This window comes from Bacillus sp. MT94, from assembly GCF_058792475.1.
In genome coordinates this window covers 369,308-387,463 of record NZ_JBXAEZ010000002.1, presented here as the reverse complement: position 1 = coordinate 387,463, position 18,156 = coordinate 369,308, and the positions used below count along the sequence as shown (strand labels likewise).

Below are 18,156 nucleotides of genomic sequence, written 5' to 3'. Positions count from 1 at the left end.
TAGGAGAGAGATGTTAATTTTCGCAAAAATTAACAGAATTTATTTATAATTTAGTCAATTTAAAATATAATCCAAGTATGAACTTGTCATAAAGGGGGAAGGAAACATGGAAACGAGGCAACAATGGGGAACGAGGGCTGGCTTTATTTTCGCAGCGGTCGGATCTGCCGTTGGATTAGGAAACATATGGCGTTTTCCTTATACAGCGTATGAAAATGGAGGAGGAGCATTCTTTTTACCGTATTTATTTGCATTATTAACGACTGGTATTTCATTGTTAGCGTTTGAGTTTGCCCTTGGTCATCGTCATCGTGGCTCAGCACCACTTACATTTTTCCGTATTAGCCCGCGTGCAGAATTTATTGGATGGTGGCAAATGTGCGTAACATTTATCGTTTCAACATATTATGCAGTGATTATTGCTTGGTCTATATCGTATACATACTTTGCAATTACTGGAGCATGGGGAAAAGACACGCAATCATTTTTATTTAAAGAGTACTTACATGTTGCAGATAAGCCAGGACAATTTGGAGGACTTGTACCAGAAGTATTAATTCCGTTAGCTCTCGTTTGGATTATTGTGCTTGGCGTTGCATTTAAAGGAGTTAAAAAAGGAATCGAAGTTGTTAACCGTATATTTATTCCTTTATTAGTTGTTATGTTCCTTATTATCGTTGTTCGTGCAGTGACGATGGAAGGTGCTATGCAAGGACTAGATGCATTCTTTAAACCAGATTGGAGTCGTATTTTTGATGGGAAAGTATGGCTTGCTGCTTACGGTCAAATATTCTTTAGTTTATCTTTAGCATTTGGAATTATGATTACGTATTCTAGTTATTTACCGAAAAACTCGGATACAACAAATAATGCCTTTATTACTGGATTTGCAAACTCAGGATTTGAATTATTAGCAGGTATTGGGGTCTTTGCAGCTCTTGGATTTATGGCAAATAATATGGGAGTACCGGTTGATAAAGTAGCAAGTGCTGGCGTTGGGCTTGCGTTCGTAGTATTTCCCCAAATTATTAATGAATTGCCGATGTCACCGTTGTTTGGTGTTTTATTTTTCTTATCGTTAACGGTTGCTGGAATTACATCACTTATTTCACTCGCGGAAGTATGCTTTGCCGCTGTATCTGAAAAATTCAGTTTAAGTCGGGAAAAAACTATTGGAATTATGGGAACCCTTCTCGTGTTAGTTTCTCTTGTTTTTGCAACACGTGGTGGACTTATGTTCTTAGATGTTGTCGACTATTTCGCTAATAATTTCGGATTAATTACAATTGCACTTGCGGAAGTAGTTACGATAGGGCTCATTTTACGCCGTTTACCAGTTTATCAAAATCATGCAAACTTTGTATCTGATATTAAATTAGGAACGTTTTGGAGAGTGAGTTTACTCGTTATTACTCCGCTTATGTTAGGCTATATGCTAATTGATGGTACAATCCAAAATATTAAAAAGAACTACGGAGATTATCCGACTGAGTTTGTTGTAACGTATGGTTGGTCGATAGCAGCAGCATTCCTCATAGTTGCAATAATCATTGGCCTGAAGAAATGGGATGCACAAATTCATTCGGATTCTGCCAAGCTTGAAAAAGAATGGAAAGATCGAGGTGTTTCATAATGAGTGGATCAGCGATTATGATGATGGTTATTGGAATAGTAGTCATTTGGGGAGGGCTTGCATTAAGTATTGCAAACTTATTTAAGAAAAAGGCATAAGTAAAAAACATCTGTACCAAAATGGTGCAGATGTTTTTTTATGAAAAAATTGTATTAGAAAAAAATTCAATAACCATACTACAACTACGAGGAAGAGTGAAGGGGTGAATGAAAGTTGGAACAAACGATTTATATTAAAATGCGCAATCGTTTAAAAGTTTCTCCTACTTATGAAGTAAAGCTGGGCGATGTTGCTCAACTTGCCGGAGATTCTTCCGTAGTTGAGTTGTTACAAAATGAGATAGTTTACAAAATAACAGCGCATGATAAGACGCATGTTGTAATTGATGTTATGAAAGTAATTGAGATTATTCAACAGAAAGCATCTCACGTACAAATTAATTTACTCGGTTCCGGACAAACTCTTGTTGAAATTATATATGAAAAAAAGAAGGCACACCCAATTTTTTTCGGGCTTGTATGGCTGTTACTGTTCATTGGAGCGGCCCTTGCAATCATTTATTTCCATGAAGATGTAAGTATGCAACAAGTACATCAACGGTTATATTACATGATTACTGGAGAATTCAATGCACAACCACTTTTATTTCAAATTCCTTATTCTTTAGGTCTTGGTTTAGGGATGGTTCTATTCTTTAATCATGTATTTCAAAAACGAATTAATGAAGAGCCGAGTCCGTTAGAAGTTGAGATGTTTCAATACCAACAGTCACTTGATCAGTATGTAATCGTTAATGAAAACAAGGATAATATGAAACAACTTGCCGATGATTGAGTCTGGGTTTGTTATTTTAATTGGTTTAGCTGGAGGGATAGCGGTAGGTAGTGGATATGTCGCATTTTTAGCTGTACTTGGTATAATCCCCCGTTTAGCCCAATTAACGAGAAGTGGAAAGCATATTCAATATTTTGAGTGGGCAGTCATTGCAGGTACTTTAACAGGGGCTTGGTGCAGTTTGAAAAACATTACACTTCAAACGTCGCAATATTGGCTCGTTATATTAGGGCTATTTTGTGGTACGTTCATTGGAATGCTCGCTGCGGCATTAACAGAGGTGTTAAATGTTCTACCTATTTTAGCTAAACGAGTAGGGGTAGAGGGGAAGATTATTGTTTTACTCGTTGCTCTTGTACTTGGGAAAGTAATAGGGTCGTTGTTTCACTGGATTTATTTCGTAAAGTAGGAGGCAATATATAAATGACAAGTCAGAAGTTGAAGGATGATTACATAAATAAAGTGAAGGAGTATCATCCAAAGCCAAACTATTTACTAAATTGTATCAAAGCATTTCTTGTAGGTGGACTCATTTGTACAGTTGGAGAAGTATTGATGAAATTTTATATACATTATTTTCACTTCAGTGAACAAGAGGCAGGAAACCCAACTGTTGCAACGCTTGTTTTATTATCCGCGATTTTAACGGGGTGTGGTGTATATGATAAAATCGGTCAATTTGCTGGAGCAGGATCAGCGGTACCGGTAACAGGATTTGCAAATTCTATGGCAAGCGCTGCTTTAGAACATAAGAGTGAAGGGATTGTTCTAGGGATTGCGACAAATATGTTTAAACTGGCAGGAAGTGTGATTGTATTTGGGGTTGTTGGTGCATATATCATTGGGTTAATAAGGTATACCTTTAAAATTTTTATGTCTTAAAGGAGGGGCTAGTATGAGGTTGACCGGAAAACAAACGTGGGTATTTCAAAACGATATATATGTGAATGCAACGGGTACTGCTGTCGGTCCGAAAGAAGCTGAGGGCCCTCTTGGAAAAGATTTTGATATTTCATATGATGACTTGCATTGTGGAGAGGAAAATTGGGAGCTCGCCGAACGAAGATTAATGTCAGACTCAATTCAACAAGCAGTGCAAAAAGGGAATATAAAAACATCGCAAATTGATTTCTTTTTAGCGGGAGATTTATTAAATCAAACAGTGACAGCAAATTATGTTGCGCGTCAGTGGGGCATTCCTTTTTTAGGAATGTTTAGCGCCTGTGCGACGTCTATGGAGACTTTAGCAGTTGGCTCAGCTTTTATAGACGGTGGATTTGCAAATCGTGTCTTAGCTACAGTAAGTAGTCATAATGCAACGGCTGAAAGACAATTTCGCTATCCAACAGAGTACGGTGGGCAAAAACCAGGGACAGCAAATTCAACTGTGACTGGTGCAGGATCTATATTAATTAGCAATGAAAAAAGTGCAATTAAAATTACGGCGGCTACAATCGGAAAAGTGCAAGATTTAGGAATCACAAATCCTTTGGATATGGGGGCAGCGATGGCTCCAGCAGCAGCTCATACAATTCAACAGCATTTTGAAGATTTAAGAAGAAGTGCCGATGACTATGATTTGATTGTTACGGGTGATTTATCAGCTGTTGGGACACCGATTGCAAAACAACTTTTACTTGAGGAAGGTTACGATCTTGGACATATATACAATGATTGCGGATTAATGATTTATGAATCAAGTCAAGAAGAAGTATTTGCAGGTGGTAGTGGTTGCGCTTGTTCAGCAGTTGTCACATATGGCCATTTATTACACGAGATGCAAAAAGGGAATTTACAACGAATTTTTGTCGTTGCCACTGGCGCATTATTAAGCCCGATAATGATGCAACAGAAAGAAACGATTCCAACAATTGCACATGGTGTCGTATTTGAGAGAGTTAAAGGAGAGTGAATTGTGGATTTTATATATGCATTTCTTGTAGGTGGAGCTATTTGTGTAATTGGGCAACTATTGTTAGATTTCGCAAAGTTAACACCAGCTCATTTAATGGCAACTTTTGTAGTCATCGGAGCAATTTTAGATGGATTTGGATTGTACGATAAACTAATAAAGTTTGCAGGTGCTGGAGCAACAGTCCCTATTACAAGTTTTGGACATTCACTATTGCACGGAGCAATGCATGCAGCAGAAAAACATGGATATTTAGGAATTGGTATTGGCATGTTTAGTTTAACGTCTGCGGGCATTTCCGCAGCGATATTGTTTTCGTTTTTTATAGCACTTATATGTAAACCGAAAGGATAAATCAAATGAGACGAAGGGTTGTTTTGGTCACAGATGGAGATGAATATGCAAAGCGGACAATTGAGCTTTTAACAAAGGAATTTGGGGGAAGGTGTATTTCAGCATCACAAAGTAATCCAACCAAATTGACAGGGAAAAAAGTTGTTGAGCTTATTATGCAAACGCCATATGACCCTGTATTTGTCATGTTTGATGACAGTGGATTTATTGGAGAAGGATCTGGTGAAAAGGCTTTAAAATATGTAGCTACCCATAAACAAATTGATGTGCTCGGTATTTTAGCGGTAGCGTCTAATACGCATCATTGGGAATGGGCACGTGTAGATGTAAGTGTAGATCGGAACGGAAATTTAACCGAATACGGTGTTGATAAATTTGGACTTCCAGATGGTGAAATTGGCAGAATTAGCGGAGATACAATTTATTGTTTAGATGACTTGAATGTTCCTGTCATCGTTGGAGTCGGTGACATTGGTAAGATGTGCGGGAATGATGAATGGGAGAGGGGATCACCTATTACTAGAAAAGCGATTCAATTAATTTTGGAAAGGAGTGGTTTTTATGACGAAGCCTAAAAAAGTGGATATCCCTATATCAACTTTCATAAGTGATAATGAAAATTATTTAAAGCAGACAGTTGGACTAGGCGTTACATACGATGTTGGCATTCGTAAATTTCAAATTTTGAATAAAGAAATCGGTGTGTTATTTGTAAACGGACTTTGTGATACAAATTATATTATCCCTATTTTAGAAGAAGCGGTGGATACAAATGAGATAAGGGATGTAGAAGAAGATACAGTGAAGCTTTTAGAGAATCGCTTAATCCATCAACAAGTAAGCAAAGTGAAAACGATGGATGAGGTAATGCTCCAAGTATTATCAGGGCTCATTGTGATATTTGTGGAAGGTGAAACGGAAGCGTTCGCGATTGATGTTCGTAGTTATCCAGGGCGAACACCGACAGAACCAGATACCGAAAAGGTAGTACGCGGTGCGAGGGATGGATTTGTTGAAAATATCGTTGTAAATACAGCGTTAATTCGTAGGAGAATTCGAGATCCACGACTTCGAAATGAAATGGTTCGAGTAGGAGATAGATCACAAACGGATATTTGTATTACATACGTTCAAGATGTTGCAAATCCAGATTTAGTAAAGATTATAAAACAAGAATTAAATAACATTGATGTAGATGGAATTACGATGGCGGATAAAACAGTAGAAGAATTTGTTGTAAAGCAAAGCTATAACCCATTCCCGCTTATTCGATATACAGAAAGGCCAGATGTAGCAGCAAATCATCTACTAGAAGGACATGTGTTAGTACTTGTTGACACATCGCCAAGTGCCATGATTACACCGACAACATATTTTCACCATTTACAGCATGCAGAAGAGTTTAGACAAAATCCAGCTGTCGGTACATTTTTACGCTGGGTGCGCTTTTTAGGTGTTATATTCTCGTTATTTTTATTACCATTTTGGTTAGTGTTTGTATTTGATCCAACTCTTTTACCAGCAAATCTTGCTTTTATTGGACCGACTAAGATGACGCATTTACCAATCCTATTACAGGTGTTAATGGCAGAGGTCGGACTTGAGTTTTTAAGGATGGCTGCTATTCATACTCCAACCCCATTATCGTCTGCAGCAGGGTTGATTTCCGCCATATTAATTGGTCAAATTGCAATTGATGTAGGTTTGTTTGTGCCAGAAGTAATTTTGTATGTAGCGGTTTCGATGATTGGTGCATATGCAACACCGAGTTATGAATTAGGATTAGGAAATAAGGTTGGGAAATTGTTTGTTATTATTTTAACAGGTCTCTTCCATGAGATGGGATTTGTAATTGGTATGACGATATTAATTTTATTTTTAACGTCTATAAAAAGTTTACAAACACCTTATTTATGGCCGTTTTTACCATTTGATTGGGGCGCGTTAACAAAAATTTTACTCCGCCCAACGATGTCTAGTTTAAAAGTACGACCAAGTATTGTAAGACCTCAAAATGTAAAAAGACAAAAATAAACGGGATTATACACCCGTTTATTTTTTTTAGTAAAAATTTATTGTTTTTTAACAAAAATCAAACATTTTTTGTGTACACTTAGAGTAGATATTGTGTATGGAAGGGGAAGAGGACATGATTAAATTATTTGTAAGTGATTTAGATGACACGCTCGTTTACGATGTGAATCATATGCAAAAAGAAGATGAACGTGCGCTGTGTTGGTTAGCTGAGAAAGGGACAAATATTTGTTTTGCCTCTGGCCGCTTTACACACAGAATTGATGAAGTTGTAAAAAGGTTTTCATTCCCATATTACACAACTGGCTTAAATGGAGCGACAATGTTACTTCCAGATGGGAATTTATTTCATGAATCGAGTTTTGAAAATACGGTTGCCCAGGAAATATATCGATATATACATAAAAAAGGACTAGCGGATATTGTTTGTGCAAATGAGCAACGATATACAAAAAGGAAAAATGAACATCACCATAATTTTGAAGCGTATATGGGCGTGCATATCGCTGAAATTGAAGCGTTAGAAGAAGAGTTTGGTAAGACTGTACACCCTGCAAAATTGTTTGTTTTTGGAGAAGAAGAGAAAATTGTGACGTTAGATCAAGAGCTACGAGATATGTTTCAAGGCGAAGCGGAAGTTTTTATATCAGGTAAACGCTATGTTGATATTATGCCAAGAGGCGTGAGTAAGGGGAGTGCTCTAAAGCGACTAATGGACCATTTGCAAATTGAAGCAAATGAAGTTGCTTGTATTGGAGATTCCTTCAATGATATTTCTATGTTTGAAGTAACCCCGCATTCATTTACTCTTCATCATGCCCATCCATATGTAAAGGAGAAAGCAAATCATATAGTGCGTTCGGTTGAAGAGGCTGTTATGAAATTACCGTTACTTGTATAAAAAAGAAGCCCGTCACTGGCGGGCTTCTTTTTTACTTGAATAAAGATTTAACAAAATCAATGATACTTGAGAAGAAATCTTTCACTTTATCTAGAAAACTTTGTCCTTCTTCAGATCCTAAAAAGGCAGAAACGTGTTCTTTTGCTTTGTTTAATTGACTACCAACTTGATTCCAATCGATATTAAGATTCTTCATTTTATCAAATAACGCTACTAGGTTATCTAATTGTTCATCTGTTAATGTAATGCCGAGTTGATCAGCAATTTTTTTAATTAATGAACGTAAATCTTCTGTTGTTTTTGGCTGTTCTTTTGCAATTTCTTCTTTAATTTTTGCAACAAGTTGAACTGCTTTTTCTTCACCAATTTTATCACCAAGCTGGGCTGTTTGTACCATTTCTTCATTCGCTACTTTTTTAACTTCTTCCGGAATTGGTTTATTGGACGCAGTTTCATATGCTTTCATTAATCCAGTTAAAGCTGCAGTTCCTGAAACTTTAAAAGGTGCAGTAATTTGAATTTCTGCATCTTTTACACCTGCTGTAATCAAAGCGTTAGTGTACATTGCATCTGTTACCCAGTTAATGTTCTTTGATCGCACAATAAGACCAGATCCTGGTTTTGTGTATGTAATCATAGAAGAAGAAATTGCTCTCGTACCAATTTGTGCTTTTGGAACAATGCCTTCTAGAAATTTATGTTCTTCCGCATTAGATACAGTAATAATTGTAGCATCTTTCGGTGCTTTCATTTCTTTTAACAGATCTTGTTTTTGTTGTTCGGATAAGTTCTCTCCTAGTGTAACAATTGATTCTCCCTCGATGATGTCTGCAAATGAAGCTGTTGGCATCATAAATACCGTTACAGCTAATAGCAGAGCTAATAATTTCGTTTTCACGAAAAACCGCTCCCTTTCTCTTTCTAAAATTTTCGGGCAACAAAGTTATTATAGTATATATTTCTTATTTGTCACCTAGCTTTTTCCACATTTTAAAAAAGAAGTATCTAGATTGTCGGATTCTTTTTGTTTCTAGTCATGAATGTGGTAATATAATGCTGAGATAGTTGAAAGGAGACATATACATATGAAAACTTTAGGATACATATTAATGGAAAACGGTGAAAAAATCGAATTGGAATTTTTCCCAGAAGAAGCGCCAAAAACAGTAGAAAACTTTAAAAAATTAGCAGAGCAAGGATTTTATGACGGTGTTACATTCCACCGTGTTATTCCTGGCTTCGTAAGCCAAGGTGGAGACCCAACAGGTACAGGTGCTGGTGGTCCAGGTTACTCTATTCCATGTGAAACTGATGGAAACCCTCATAAACACCTTGTAGGATCACTTTCTATGGCTCACGCTGGCCGTAACACAGGCGGTAGCCAATTCTTTGTTGTTCATGAGCCACAGCCACATTTAGATGGCGTTCATACTGTATTTGGTAAAGCAACAAGCGGTATTGAAACAGTATTAAAAATGCGTCAAGGCGATGTAATGAAAGAAGTTAAAGTTTGGGAAGAATAAGGTAAGGGAAAAGAGAGCTTTTGCTCTCTTTTTTATTTTTAATGAGATTGAGTACTTCTTCTACAGCATCATACAAGTAGTATTGTTGCTAAAATATATTGCTTGTGAGAACAAACCTTTAACAAATTACATAGAATACATTACATTATATGTTTCCACAAATACTTTTTGTTATATTAATTTTGCTAGAATTGTGCTGCTTTAGGGTAACTATGAATGAAGTGATGTTGAATGATATGTTTCTTTTCATTCTATATAAAATTTTCTTTTTTTCACTCTATTTATTAAAGGAATAGTGCTGAAACATAGATTTGACTTTCTTCTTTTCGCTTTGTATGATTATCAAGTTGTTTTAGACTCTTCTCACTCTGTTGAAAATATTGTAAAATGAATGTGATATGAAAAGAGTGATTGAGGGGATTACTAGTTTGTAACTTTTGTGAGAAGGGATAAGGGTTATGTTAATTCGTTTTAAAAAAAGTTATGAAAAAATCGCAATGGGGCTTCTTTCGTTTATGCCAACTGAAAAAGATTTGAAAACATTACAATTGACAATGAAAGAATATGAAGCAAAAGATGATTGGCAATTGTATTTGTGGAAAGAAAATGAAGATTTTGTTGGAATAATGGGGATTGTAAAAAAAGAGAATCAAGTATTAGAAATTCAGCATTTAAGTGTAAATCCGTCTCACCGTCATGTGGGGATTGGAACGAAGATGGTTCAAGAGTTAAAGAGTAAATTTCTTGAGTTTACAATTTGCGGAAATGAGCAAACAGCAAATTTTTGCGAAAAATGTAAAGGGCTAGAACAAAATATACATTCGTGAAAGCAGGGATAAGTAGTTTATTATCTCTGCTTTCTTTTTTGTAATTGTTCGTTTCGTTCAGTAATGACCTCTGTGCGATCACGCAAAGTGTGCTTGTGTATAATATATTCACTTGGAATAGCATTCAAGTCTTTCCAAGAGAGGTTTTGTTTTTTGCATAACTCTATGCACTGCTTCTCTAACAATGGATCTGATAAGGGTAAAAATAAAGGTACAAAACGTTCTTTTTTATGGATAGATTGCAATCTTTCATTGAGCAAGGAAAGAAGTTGTACTTGATTAATTCCTAAACGTTGTAAAGACACACCGCTTTTTTCTAAAATTGTGATTGCGCTTTTCATCATTTTTGTGGAACCATTCCAGTTAGCACGTCTTTGGTGGTATAAAGAAACTGCAATTTGAATGAGACCAACTAAGTAATGATCACGATTTCCTCTTGGTTTTGTCTTCCAGTACTCTTCTAGTATTTCGTGGCATTCAAAATAGTCGTAATCTCCTTGGAAATGAATTAAAAATTGTATGTATTCGGTAGGATACATGTTTTCTCGCCCCTATCTAACGGTTATACATATAAGTGTATCATAGAAATATGAACAATAAACGACTAGGAGATTTCCCCCTAGCCGTTATTGTTCATATTAGCAGAAGCAAGCTGCTCCTACAATAATTAGCAAAATAAACAGTACAACAAGTAATGCGAACCCACCGCTAAAACCACAATCAACGTGACCCATAGTTTTTTGACCTCCTACATTGTTCTTACTACACTGTTATCATATGAAGTGGTGGGCATGATGACATAGGCATCGGTCTATTTTTAATTAAATTTCTTAAAAAGGTTGGATAGAACATGAGTATGCTCTATACTTATGTTGTTATAGAAAAAATGTGGTGGGATGCTTTGTGCAATATAATTTTAAAGTAGAGGCTTTTGAAGGGCCTTTAGATCTATTGTTACATTTAATACATCGTTATGAAATTGATATATATAATATTCCTGTAGCAGATATTACAGAGCAATATTTATCTTATGTGCATACGATGAAAGAACTGCAATTAGATGTTGCAAGTGAGTATTTAGTAATGGCCGCAACGTTATTACAAATTAAAAGTAAAATGTTGTTGCCGAAACATGAAGAAGATGTACTTGATAACGGTGATGATTTTATAGATGATCCTCGTCAAGAATTGATGGAGAGGTTAATTGAATATAAGAAATATAAGCAAGTTGCTACTGAGTTAAAAGAAAGAGAACAAGAAAGAGCACAGCTATATACACGTCCACCAATTGACTTTACATCGTTGCAACAAGAAGAAGAGACAAGCTTGCCTCTTGATGTTACGTTATATGATATGCTAGCGGCATTTCAAAAATTAATGCGCCGTAAAAAGGCAAAAAAACCTGTAACAACACGTATTACTCGTCAAGAAATACCAATTGAACAGCGAATGACTGATATTTTAAAGCAGTTAAAAATAAAGGGTGGTCGCCAAAGTTTTCATGATTTGTTTGTTGATGATGAACGTGAAATAATGGTTGTAACATTTTTAGCAGTTCTGGAACTTATGAAAAATCAACAAATCATAATTGAGCAAGAACATAATTTTGATGAAATTTTCGTATCAAGCTCTAATAAATCTGCATAGAGCAAGTATATGAAATTGGGATAGAAACACTTTATCTCATGCTATGTTTTAATGTATCGTTTGGAACAAGAGAAGAAATATTGAACCGAACGCATTGATTGTGATTCGGTTTTTTGATGTGTATTTTTATGGGAAAATAGAAGGAAGGAGCTCGTGAAATGGATAGGAAAGAACAAAAGTCAATTATTGAAGGCCTTTTATTTGTTTCTGGTGATGAAGGGATTTATCCAGAACAAATAGCGAAAGTTCTTGAAATTGAAATGAATGAAGTAATTAATATTTTAGAAGAAATGCAACAAGAATGTGAAGGTGCAAACCGTGGTTTGCAAATTGTACAGTATGCAAAAGTATATCGTTTTGCTACAAAGAAAGAACATGCTTCATATTATCAAAAATTAATAGATACACCAACAGCAGCTTCACTCTCACAAGCTGCCCTTGAAACGTTAGCGATTGTTGCATATCGTCAACCAATCACAAGGACTGAAATGGAAGAGATTAGAGGAGTTAAAACCGATAAGGCGTTACAAACGTTGGTTTCACATTTACTTATAAAAGAAATGGGAAGAGCAGAAGGACCAGGGCGTCCTATTTTATACGGAACAACAAAAGAATTTTTGGACACATTTGGATTGAAAACATTAGATGATTTACCGCCGCTTTCTGAAGAGAATGAACAAATGAATGAAGCGGATTTATTCTTCGGTTCCTTACAAGAGATATCGAAATAAAAGCTTAGCATTTTGCTAAGCTTTTTTTTGTATATCAATTATTTACAGTGCCATACTAAATGAAAAAAGGAGACGAGTTATGAGAGGTATGCGGATTATTCTATTATTAGTTTCTGTTTTATTATGTTTTTCTTTAAATAGCGCATCAGCTAAAAGGTATATGATGTCTATTCATACTACGTCTCCTTTACATATGCATCGGCAACATCTTAGTAAAATGAAAGTGAGCTTTTTAAAAGTGGGGCAAGGTGATGCAACACTTATCATAATGCCAAACGGACAAACAATGTTAATTGATGGAGGACCTTATGAAGCAGGAGAGGTTATTATTCAGAAATTAATTGAGAAAGGGATTAATCATTTAGATGTAATTGTCAGTACTCATCCTGATATGGATCATATAGGGGGGCTAATTCCAATTGTAGAGCAAATGCCGGTATCGCTTATATTAGATAGCGGAAAAACATATAGTTCTCTTACTTATCATACATATCGGAATAATATTAAAAAAAGAGGGATACCTTTCGTTTCAGTAAAGGAAGGGCAATATATACCGCTGGATCCACATGTTTCTATACAAGTATTAAACAATGGGAAATCAAAAGATGAAAATAATGAATCCTCAATTGTTTTAAAGGTGCGATATGGAAAAGCGGATTTTTTATTAATGGGTGACGCGGATGTACGGACAGAACATGAAATATTAAAACAATTTGATGTACATGCAGATGTTTTAAAAGTGGGGCATCACGGCTCGTATACTTCAACAAGTGAAACGTTTATAAAAAAAGTGGAACCGCAGTTTGCTATTCTGTCTTACGGGAGTAGTAATCCGTATGGACATCCTCATCAAAGTGTAGTAAAACGCTTAAAAAGGCACGGTATAATGGTATATAGAACGAATAAACGTACAGTAGAAATAGAAACAGATGGTGAACATGTTATGTTAGAGTCTAGCGGGTTAATGCCATTGTTGAAGTGATTTCTATATTAGGGGTGGATACTGTCCCTTTTTGGAAAAATGAATAATATATATTATAATTATAAGGGACGTAAGAAATTTCCTTTTTTGTTGAATAAAAAGGAAATTTCATTAGAATGTATAGACAACTACTCGTGCATATATTAAGATGGAACTAGGCGAATAAGGTAATAATAACAAGTAGGTATTTCATGGGAAAGGATCGATGAAAATGAAAACGCAAATTGTCATCAATGCCAAAATTTACACAGGTCAAGAAATAGTGGAAAACGGATTTATCCGTTACGCAGAAACCATTAAAGAAATTGGTTTGATGGCTCAATATGTACCACAAGAAAATGAAACTGTTTTTGATGCTACAGGGAAGATTGTAATTCCAGGTATGATCGATGTTCATATTCATGGTGGATACGATATTGATGCGATGGATGCAAATAGCGATGGGTTAGTAACTCTAGGTAAAGAAATGTTAAAAGAAGGGGTTACAACTTACTTCCCGACAACAATGACACAAGCTCCAGAGGCAATTGAAGCAGCGCTAACTGCTGCGAAAGAAGCAAAAGAAAAAGGAGCGCATTTCGAATATATTCACTTAGAAGGACCTTATGTTTCAAAGAAACGTGCAGGTGCACAACCACTTGAACATATCGTTCCTGCAAATATTGAGCAATTTAAACAATGGCAAGAAGCAAGTGGGAATTTAATTAAATTAGTAACATATGCACCAGAAGAAGAGGGAGCATTAGAGTTTGAACAATATCTTGCTGAAACTGGTGTAGTGGGCACAATGGGGCATACAGATGCAATTGATGCGCAACTAAAAAATAGAAAGATTACACATGCGACACATTTATACAATCAAATGCGTGGATTACATCACCGTGAACCAGGAGTTGTTGGTCATGTGTTATTAAATCCAGATGTAATGGTTGAAGTAATTACAGATGGTATTCATATTCACCCTGATATGGTGAAATTAGCATATAAGTTAAAAGGACCGAAAAAAGTAAGTGTTATTACTGACGCAATGCGCGCAAAAGGTCTTGAAGATGGATTATATGAGCTTGGCGGACAGCCAGTACATGTAAAAGATGGTAGTGCTCGATTAGAAGATGGAACGTTAGCTGGTAGTATTCTAAAAATGGATCAAGCTTTCCGAAATGTAATTGAATTTACGGGTTGTTCAATCGAAGATGCAGTACTGATGACATCAGTTAACCAAGCAGAAGAGTTTGGATTAAATAATAAAGGTGCATTAGCAGTAGGAAAAGATGCAGACTTTGTTGTGATGAATGAAGATTTACATGTATATGATACGGTTCGTTTAGGAATTCATATGAAGGAAGGGAAGTAATTAAATGAATATTCTTGTTGTAAAAACTCCAGAAGAACTAGCCGAAGCAGGTTATAAATTAATTGAAGAAGTTGTAAAAACAAAAGAAAATCCAACATTAGGAATGGCTACAGGAAGCTCTCCATTAGGTATTTATGCAGAAATGCGAAAAAATAAACTTGATACAAGCCGTGTAACCACTGTAAACTTAGATGAGTACGTAAATTTACCACATGAAGATAAAAACAGCTATCACTATTTCATGCAAGAACAGTTGTTTGATCATCTTCCATTTAAACAAACTTATGTACCAAACGGGATGGCAAGTGATTTAGAGGAAGAGTGCAAACGTTACGAGGGCATTCTAACTGCTAACCCAGTTGACCTACAGATTCTTGGAATCGGTGAAAACGGTCACATCGGATTTAATGAGCCAGGAACACCGTTTAATTCTCCAACGAACATTGTTGAATTAACAGAATCTACACGCCAAGCAAACCTTCGCTTCTTCGAAAAAGAAGAAGATGTGCCAACTCATGCGATTACAATGGGAATTGGAAGCATTATGAAAGCGAAACAAGTTCTACTTGTTGCTATGGGTTCTAAAAAGGCAGAAGCTGTTAAAGAATTATTGCAAGGTGAATATAGTGAAGAGTGTCCGGCTACAGTTTTACAACGTCATCCGAATGTAACCGTAATCGCAGATCAAGAAGCTCTATCTTTATGCAGTGAGGCGATTGCTGATGAACATCGACAAGTATTCACCATTTCCGATCTATTATCAGATTCAAGAGTGGGTGAAACAGCTAATTGAGGACGGCGAATGGAAGCCGGGAGATAAAATCCCATCTGAGAATGAACTTTGTGATAAGTTCGAAGTGAGTCGTATGACAATCAGACAGGCGATTAATAATTTAGTGGAACAAGGCTATTTATATCGGAAGCGTGGAATTGGAACATTTGTCCAACTTCCGAAAGTGGAACAAAAATTGCAAGGAATGACGGGCTTCACAGAAGATATGATTTCTCGTGGAATGAACCCAAGTAGTCAATTACTTAGTTTCCGCCTAGTTCCAGCTACTGCTAAAATAGCAGACCGGTTGAGAATACAGGAGGGGGAATCGGTTTATGAAGTGAGGCGTATTCGCTTAGCTGATGATGAACCGATTGCTTTTGAGACGACATATTTGTCGCCAGCTCTTGTAAAAGATATTAACGAAGAGATATTGCAACAATCTTTATATGAACATTTAGAGAAAAAACTGGGCTTTAAACTTGTTAGCGCTACTCAGTCAATTGAAGCTTCTGTTGCGACGGAAAATGAAGCTGAACATCTGCATATTCCTAAAAAGGCGCCTGTACTTGTAATGCGTCAATGGTCATATTCAGAAGGTGAGATACCGCTAGAGTACGTGAAATGTATTTATCGTGGAGATCGTTATAAATTTATTACGAATATCGCACGTAACAAATAGTATATTTCAGTTTGTGAAGTACAGTCGAAATGAAAATGGATAACATGTAAAGAAATAAAAATACGACTCATCCTTATAAGGAATGAGTCGTATTTTTATTATGAGCAATTACGTGGTTAACAGCATCTTTGACGTGATTTACTACATAGTGAGCGTGTTTTTTTACTGCATCATCTGCTTGCGACATAGCAAAACTGTGAGGAGTTAAAGAAAACATAGGAATATCATTGTAAGAATCCCCTATACAAGCAATTTCCTCAGGTTTTATTTGAAACTCATTTAATAAAACAGAAATGGCAGAGCCTTTACTAACATTCGGTGGCATTACATCTAAACATTGTTCTGCTGAGATGAAAGTGCTAACTTTCCCGTGGAATTTTTCATCAATTTTTTTTTGAAGGAGTTGTAAGCTCTCCTTTGTTCCACCGACGGAAATTTTATTTGGGAAAATTGTATCATCAATCTTCTGTAGTAAGTTTGGTTCTTCAACAGAAGTCATTGTTACTTGTTGTTCAAGTTCTTGAATAAAAGGTGTTTTCTCTTCAATGTAATAATTATGCTCATCACTTACATAACGGAAATAAGGATTTTCATTCGTCATAGCTAACAAATCGGGAAGTATGCTGGAATCAAAAGTTGCAGATAATAGTTGTTTATTTTCATGTGTATATACAAAAACACCATTTACACTAATACGATGAAAATTTGTATTTACAGCTTTCATTAAGTCTGCAATTTCATTATCAAGTCTTCCGGAAGCGAAGCAAAGAATAACATTTTGCTCGGCGAGGCTGCGTAGTGCCGCAACATCTTGTTCATCAATAAGACCTCCGTGTTGCATCATTGTACCATCGATATCACTTACAAACATTTTAATCATGCTGTTATCTCCTTTCTGTGTACAGGTGCTCTTACATTATACGCATCATATATAAACATGTCTAAAAAATGAATTTTTATTAAATGGCAGATGTTTTACATTGACGACAAAGAAGAATATTCTGTAACATAAAAGTAGGCTATTTAAGTACGAGGGTGGTGTTATATGAATAATTATCTAGAAATTAAAAAAGTTTTAAATAATAATGTCATCATTGCTAGCCATCCTGAACACGAGGAAGTAGTAGTGATTGGTAAAGGAATTGGATTTGGGAAAAAAGCGAAAGATGTATTGGAGCAAGAACAAATCGAAAAAATGTTTGTCTTAAAAAATGAACGTGATCGTGAACAATATAAATTATTAGTGCCGCATGTTAGTGAAAAATTAATTGAATTGATGAACGATATTATGCTGTACATTCAAGAAAAAGCGAAATCTCCACTAAATGAACATATTCATATTGCGTTAACAGATCATATTTCATTTGCAATTAAAAGGTTAAAACAAGGACTTACAATTGATAATCCTTTTTTAGTTGAAACAAAAATGCTCTATCCAGAGGAATATGAAATTGCGGAAGGTGTTGTAGAACTTTTAAATTCTCGTTTGCAAATTACATTGCCAGAAGGAGAAATTGGTTTTATTGCACTTCACATTTACAGTTCGCTTACAAATTCTGATTTATCTTCAGTTAATCAAAACTCCCGTCTCATTGCACAACTTGTATCTTTAATTGAGACAAACTTAGAAATTACATTAGATCAAGAGAGCATTCATTATTTACGCCTTATTCGTCATCTTCAATATGCTATTGAGAGGGTGAAAAAGGGAGAAAAAGTAGAAGAATCGCAAAGTTTTGCCGATTTATTAAAGGCGGAGTATCCAGTTTGCTATAACGTAGCTTGGAAGCTAGTTAAGGTCATGCAAAAAGAGTTGCAACTACCTGTATATGAAGCTGAAAGTATTTATTTAACGATGCACTTGCAACGCTTAGTCAAGGCAGAGCATGTGTAATAAGTCATATATTTTTGTCTAAAATGAAAACGTTAAAAAAAATGATTGAATCGCTTACAATAGTTATGTATAATAA

General features: G+C 35.7%; 23 protein-coding genes. 19 read left to right on the top strand and 4 right to left on the bottom strand.

Going from position 1 to position 18,156, the window contains the following annotated elements; genetic code table 11:
- The first annotated feature begins 106 nt into the window (after window positions 1-106).
- The 10 genes from AC1Q51_RS07630 to AC1Q51_RS07585 all read left to right on the top strand — a co-directional run bounded on the left by AC1Q51_RS07630 (window position 107) and on the right by AC1Q51_RS07585 (window position 7,668).
- Window positions 107-1,633 (top strand): sodium-dependent transporter, encoded by a 1,527-nt coding sequence (locus AC1Q51_RS07630; protein WP_000450088.1) that lies wholly within the window; start codon window positions 107-109, stop codon window positions 1,631-1,633.
- The gene (locus tag AC1Q51_RS07625; protein ID WP_000016826.1) at window positions 1,633-1,731 is read left to right on the top strand and encodes a methionine/alanine import family NSS transporter small subunit; all 99 of its coding nucleotides are present in this window, start codon (window positions 1,633-1,635) and stop codon (window positions 1,729-1,731) included. The genes AC1Q51_RS07630 and AC1Q51_RS07625 overlap by 1 nt, the downstream gene beginning before the upstream one ends.
- Before the next feature lie 115 nt (window positions 1,732-1,846).
- Entirely contained in the window at window positions 1,847-2,467 is a 621-nt protein-coding gene (locus AC1Q51_RS07620; protein WP_000438367.1) for a stage V sporulation protein AA, read from the top strand.
- Window positions 2,460-2,876 (top strand): stage V sporulation protein SpoVAB, encoded by a 417-nt coding sequence (spoVAB, locus tag AC1Q51_RS07615; RefSeq protein ID WP_000572941.1) that lies wholly within the window; start codon window positions 2,460-2,462, stop codon window positions 2,874-2,876. The genes AC1Q51_RS07620 and spoVAB overlap by 8 nt, the downstream gene beginning before the upstream one ends.
- A 14-nt stretch (window positions 2,877-2,890) precedes the next feature.
- A complete protein-coding gene (gene spoVAC, locus AC1Q51_RS07610; RefSeq protein WP_000203808.1) occupies window positions 2,891-3,349 on the top strand; it encodes a stage V sporulation protein AC in 459 nt (152 codons plus the stop codon).
- 13 nt (window positions 3,350-3,362) lie between these two features.
- Window positions 3,363-4,379, top strand: coding sequence for a stage V sporulation protein AD (gene spoVAD / locus AC1Q51_RS07605; RefSeq protein WP_001241140.1), 1,017 nt, complete (start codon window positions 3,363-3,365; stop codon window positions 4,377-4,379).
- A gap of 3 nt (window positions 4,380-4,382) precedes the next feature.
- Window positions 4,383-4,733, top strand: a complete 351-nt coding sequence (gene spoVAE / locus AC1Q51_RS07600) for a stage V sporulation protein AE (RefSeq protein ID WP_000345907.1) — start codon at window positions 4,383-4,385, stop codon at window positions 4,731-4,733.
- Window positions 4,734-4,738: 5 nt separating this feature from the next.
- Window positions 4,739-5,308: a stage V sporulation protein SpoVABEA gene (spoVAEA, locus tag AC1Q51_RS07595; RefSeq protein ID WP_001254416.1), complete on the top strand. Its 570-nt coding sequence runs from the start codon at window positions 4,739-4,741 to the stop codon at window positions 5,306-5,308.
- Window positions 5,295-6,767: a spore germination protein SpoVAF gene (gene spoVAF / locus AC1Q51_RS07590; protein WP_000165595.1), complete on the top strand. Its 1,473-nt coding sequence runs from the start codon at window positions 5,295-5,297 to the stop codon at window positions 6,765-6,767. The genes spoVAEA and spoVAF overlap by 14 nt, the downstream gene beginning before the upstream one ends.
- Before the next feature lie 97 nt (window positions 6,768-6,864).
- Complete coding sequence (locus AC1Q51_RS07585) at window positions 6,865-7,668, top strand: Cof-type HAD-IIB family hydrolase (RefSeq protein ID WP_003271593.1); 804 nt, start codon at window positions 6,865-6,867, stop codon at window positions 7,666-7,668.
- Between the two features lie 31 nt (window positions 7,669-7,699).
- Here AC1Q51_RS07585 and AC1Q51_RS07580 read toward each other — a convergent pair whose 3' ends face one another.
- Complete coding sequence (locus AC1Q51_RS07580; protein ID WP_000850513.1) at window positions 7,700-8,566, bottom strand: DUF1002 domain-containing protein; 867 nt, start codon at window positions 8,564-8,566, stop codon at window positions 7,700-7,702.
- Window positions 8,567-8,753: 187 nt separating this feature from the next.
- Here AC1Q51_RS07580 and AC1Q51_RS07575 point away from each other — a divergent pair, with 187 nt between their 5' ends.
- Together AC1Q51_RS07575 and ribT are read left to right on the top strand one after the other, a co-directional pair.
- Complete coding sequence (locus tag AC1Q51_RS07575) at window positions 8,754-9,191, top strand: peptidylprolyl isomerase (protein ID WP_000853788.1); 438 nt, start codon at window positions 8,754-8,756, stop codon at window positions 9,189-9,191.
- Window positions 9,192-9,649: 458 nt separating this feature from the next.
- Complete coding sequence (gene ribT / locus AC1Q51_RS07570; RefSeq protein WP_090977129.1) at window positions 9,650-10,018, top strand: GNAT family N-acetyltransferase RibT; 369 nt, start codon at window positions 9,650-9,652, stop codon at window positions 10,016-10,018.
- 20 nt (window positions 10,019-10,038) lie between these two features.
- On the opposite strand, the gene AC1Q51_RS07565 is transcribed toward ribT, so the two are convergent.
- On the bottom strand, window positions 10,039-10,557 hold the full coding sequence (locus AC1Q51_RS07565) for a DUF309 domain-containing protein (RefSeq protein WP_000283610.1): 519 nt from the start codon (window positions 10,555-10,557) through the stop codon (window positions 10,039-10,041).
- 99 nt (window positions 10,558-10,656) lie between these two features.
- On the bottom strand, window positions 10,657-10,752 hold the full coding sequence (locus AC1Q51_RS07560) for a YjcZ family sporulation protein (protein ID WP_000510194.1): 96 nt from the start codon (window positions 10,750-10,752) through the stop codon (window positions 10,657-10,659).
- A gap of 169 nt (window positions 10,753-10,921) precedes the next feature.
- Here AC1Q51_RS07560 and AC1Q51_RS07555 point away from each other — a divergent pair, with 169 nt between their 5' ends.
- From AC1Q51_RS07555 to AC1Q51_RS07530, 6 genes are all read left to right on the top strand, one after another.
- Window positions 10,922-11,665 carry a segregation/condensation protein A gene (locus AC1Q51_RS07555; RefSeq protein WP_001199751.1) on the top strand — a complete coding sequence of 248 codons (744 nt, stop codon included), beginning with the start codon at window positions 10,922-10,924 and terminating at the stop codon, window positions 11,663-11,665.
- Between the two features lie 158 nt (window positions 11,666-11,823).
- Window positions 11,824-12,396, top strand: coding sequence for a segregation/condensation protein ScpB (gene scpB, locus AC1Q51_RS07550; protein ID WP_000375171.1), 573 nt, complete (start codon window positions 11,824-11,826; stop codon window positions 12,394-12,396).
- A 79-nt stretch (window positions 12,397-12,475) separates the two neighbouring features.
- Window positions 12,476-13,378, top strand: coding sequence for a ComEC/Rec2 family competence protein (locus tag AC1Q51_RS07545; protein ID WP_001214828.1), 903 nt, complete (start codon window positions 12,476-12,478; stop codon window positions 13,376-13,378).
- Window positions 13,379-13,589: 211 nt separating this feature from the next.
- Window positions 13,590-14,732, top strand: coding sequence for an N-acetylglucosamine-6-phosphate deacetylase (nagA, locus tag AC1Q51_RS07540; RefSeq protein ID WP_001987227.1), 1,143 nt, complete (start codon window positions 13,590-13,592; stop codon window positions 14,730-14,732).
- 4 nt (window positions 14,733-14,736) lie between these two features.
- Window positions 14,737-15,525 (top strand): glucosamine-6-phosphate deaminase, encoded by a 789-nt coding sequence (nagB, locus tag AC1Q51_RS07535; RefSeq protein WP_001024208.1) that lies wholly within the window; start codon window positions 14,737-14,739, stop codon window positions 15,523-15,525.
- Window positions 15,455-16,186: a GntR family transcriptional regulator gene (locus tag AC1Q51_RS07530; protein ID WP_014894892.1), complete on the top strand. Its 732-nt coding sequence runs from the start codon at window positions 15,455-15,457 to the stop codon at window positions 16,184-16,186. Before nagB ends, AC1Q51_RS07530 begins: the two co-directional genes overlap by 71 nt.
- Window positions 16,187-16,259: 73 nt before the next feature.
- Here AC1Q51_RS07530 and AC1Q51_RS07525 read toward each other — a convergent pair whose 3' ends face one another.
- Window positions 16,260-17,066, bottom strand: coding sequence for a Cof-type HAD-IIB family hydrolase (locus tag AC1Q51_RS07525; protein WP_000594250.1), 807 nt, complete (start codon window positions 17,064-17,066; stop codon window positions 16,260-16,262).
- A 165-nt stretch (window positions 17,067-17,231) separates the two neighbouring features.
- Between AC1Q51_RS07525 and glcT the strand changes: the two genes are divergently transcribed.
- Entirely contained in the window at window positions 17,232-18,080 is an 849-nt protein-coding gene (glcT, locus tag AC1Q51_RS07520; protein ID WP_001067322.1) for a glucose PTS transporter transcription antiterminator GlcT, read from the top strand.
- Window positions 18,081-18,156 lie beyond the last annotated feature (76 nt).

Coding starts and splice junctions, on each gene's coding strand:
- AC1Q51_RS07630 (WP_000450088.1), top strand. CDS start 107: ATGGAAACGAGGCAACAATGGGGAACGAGGGCTGGCTTTATTTTCGCA.
- AC1Q51_RS07625 (WP_000016826.1), top strand. CDS start 1,633: ATGAGTGGATCAGCGATTATGATGATGGTTATTGGAATAGTAGTCATT.
- spoVAB (WP_000572941.1), top strand. CDS start 2,460: ATGATTGAGTCTGGGTTTGTTATTTTAATTGGTTTAGCTGGAGGGATA.
- spoVAC (WP_000203808.1), top strand. CDS start 2,891: ATGACAAGTCAGAAGTTGAAGGATGATTACATAAATAAAGTGAAGGAG.
- spoVAD (WP_001241140.1), top strand. CDS start 3,363: ATGAGGTTGACCGGAAAACAAACGTGGGTATTTCAAAACGATATATAT.
- spoVAEA (WP_001254416.1), top strand. CDS start 4,739: ATGAGACGAAGGGTTGTTTTGGTCACAGATGGAGATGAATATGCAAAG.
- spoVAF (WP_000165595.1), top strand. CDS start 5,295: ATGACGAAGCCTAAAAAAGTGGATATCCCTATATCAACTTTCATAAGT.
- AC1Q51_RS07585 (WP_003271593.1), top strand. CDS start 6,865: ATGGAAGGGGAAGAGGACATGATTAAATTATTTGTAAGTGATTTAGAT.
- AC1Q51_RS07575 (WP_000853788.1), top strand. CDS start 8,754: ATGAAAACTTTAGGATACATATTAATGGAAAACGGTGAAAAAATCGAA.
- ribT (WP_090977129.1), top strand. CDS start 9,650: ATGTTAATTCGTTTTAAAAAAAGTTATGAAAAAATCGCAATGGGGCTT.
- AC1Q51_RS07565 (WP_000283610.1), bottom strand. CDS start 10,557: ATGTATCCTACCGAATACATACAATTTTTAATTCATTTCCAAGGAGAT.
- AC1Q51_RS07560 (WP_000510194.1), bottom strand. CDS start 10,752: ATGGGTCACGTTGATTGTGGTTTTAGCGGTGGGTTCGCATTACTTGTT.
- scpB (WP_000375171.1), top strand. CDS start 11,824: ATGGATAGGAAAGAACAAAAGTCAATTATTGAAGGCCTTTTATTTGTT.
- AC1Q51_RS07545 (WP_001214828.1), top strand. CDS start 12,476: ATGAGAGGTATGCGGATTATTCTATTATTAGTTTCTGTTTTATTATGT.
- nagA (WP_001987227.1), top strand. CDS start 13,590: ATGAAAACGCAAATTGTCATCAATGCCAAAATTTACACAGGTCAAGAA.
- nagB (WP_001024208.1), top strand. CDS start 14,737: ATGAATATTCTTGTTGTAAAAACTCCAGAAGAACTAGCCGAAGCAGGT.
- AC1Q51_RS07530 (WP_014894892.1), top strand. CDS start 15,455: ATGAACATCGACAAGTATTCACCATTTCCGATCTATTATCAGATTCAA.
- AC1Q51_RS07525 (WP_000594250.1), bottom strand. CDS start 17,066: ATGATTAAAATGTTTGTAAGTGATATCGATGGTACAATGATGCAACAC.
- glcT (WP_001067322.1), top strand. CDS start 17,232: ATGAATAATTATCTAGAAATTAAAAAAGTTTTAAATAATAATGTCATC.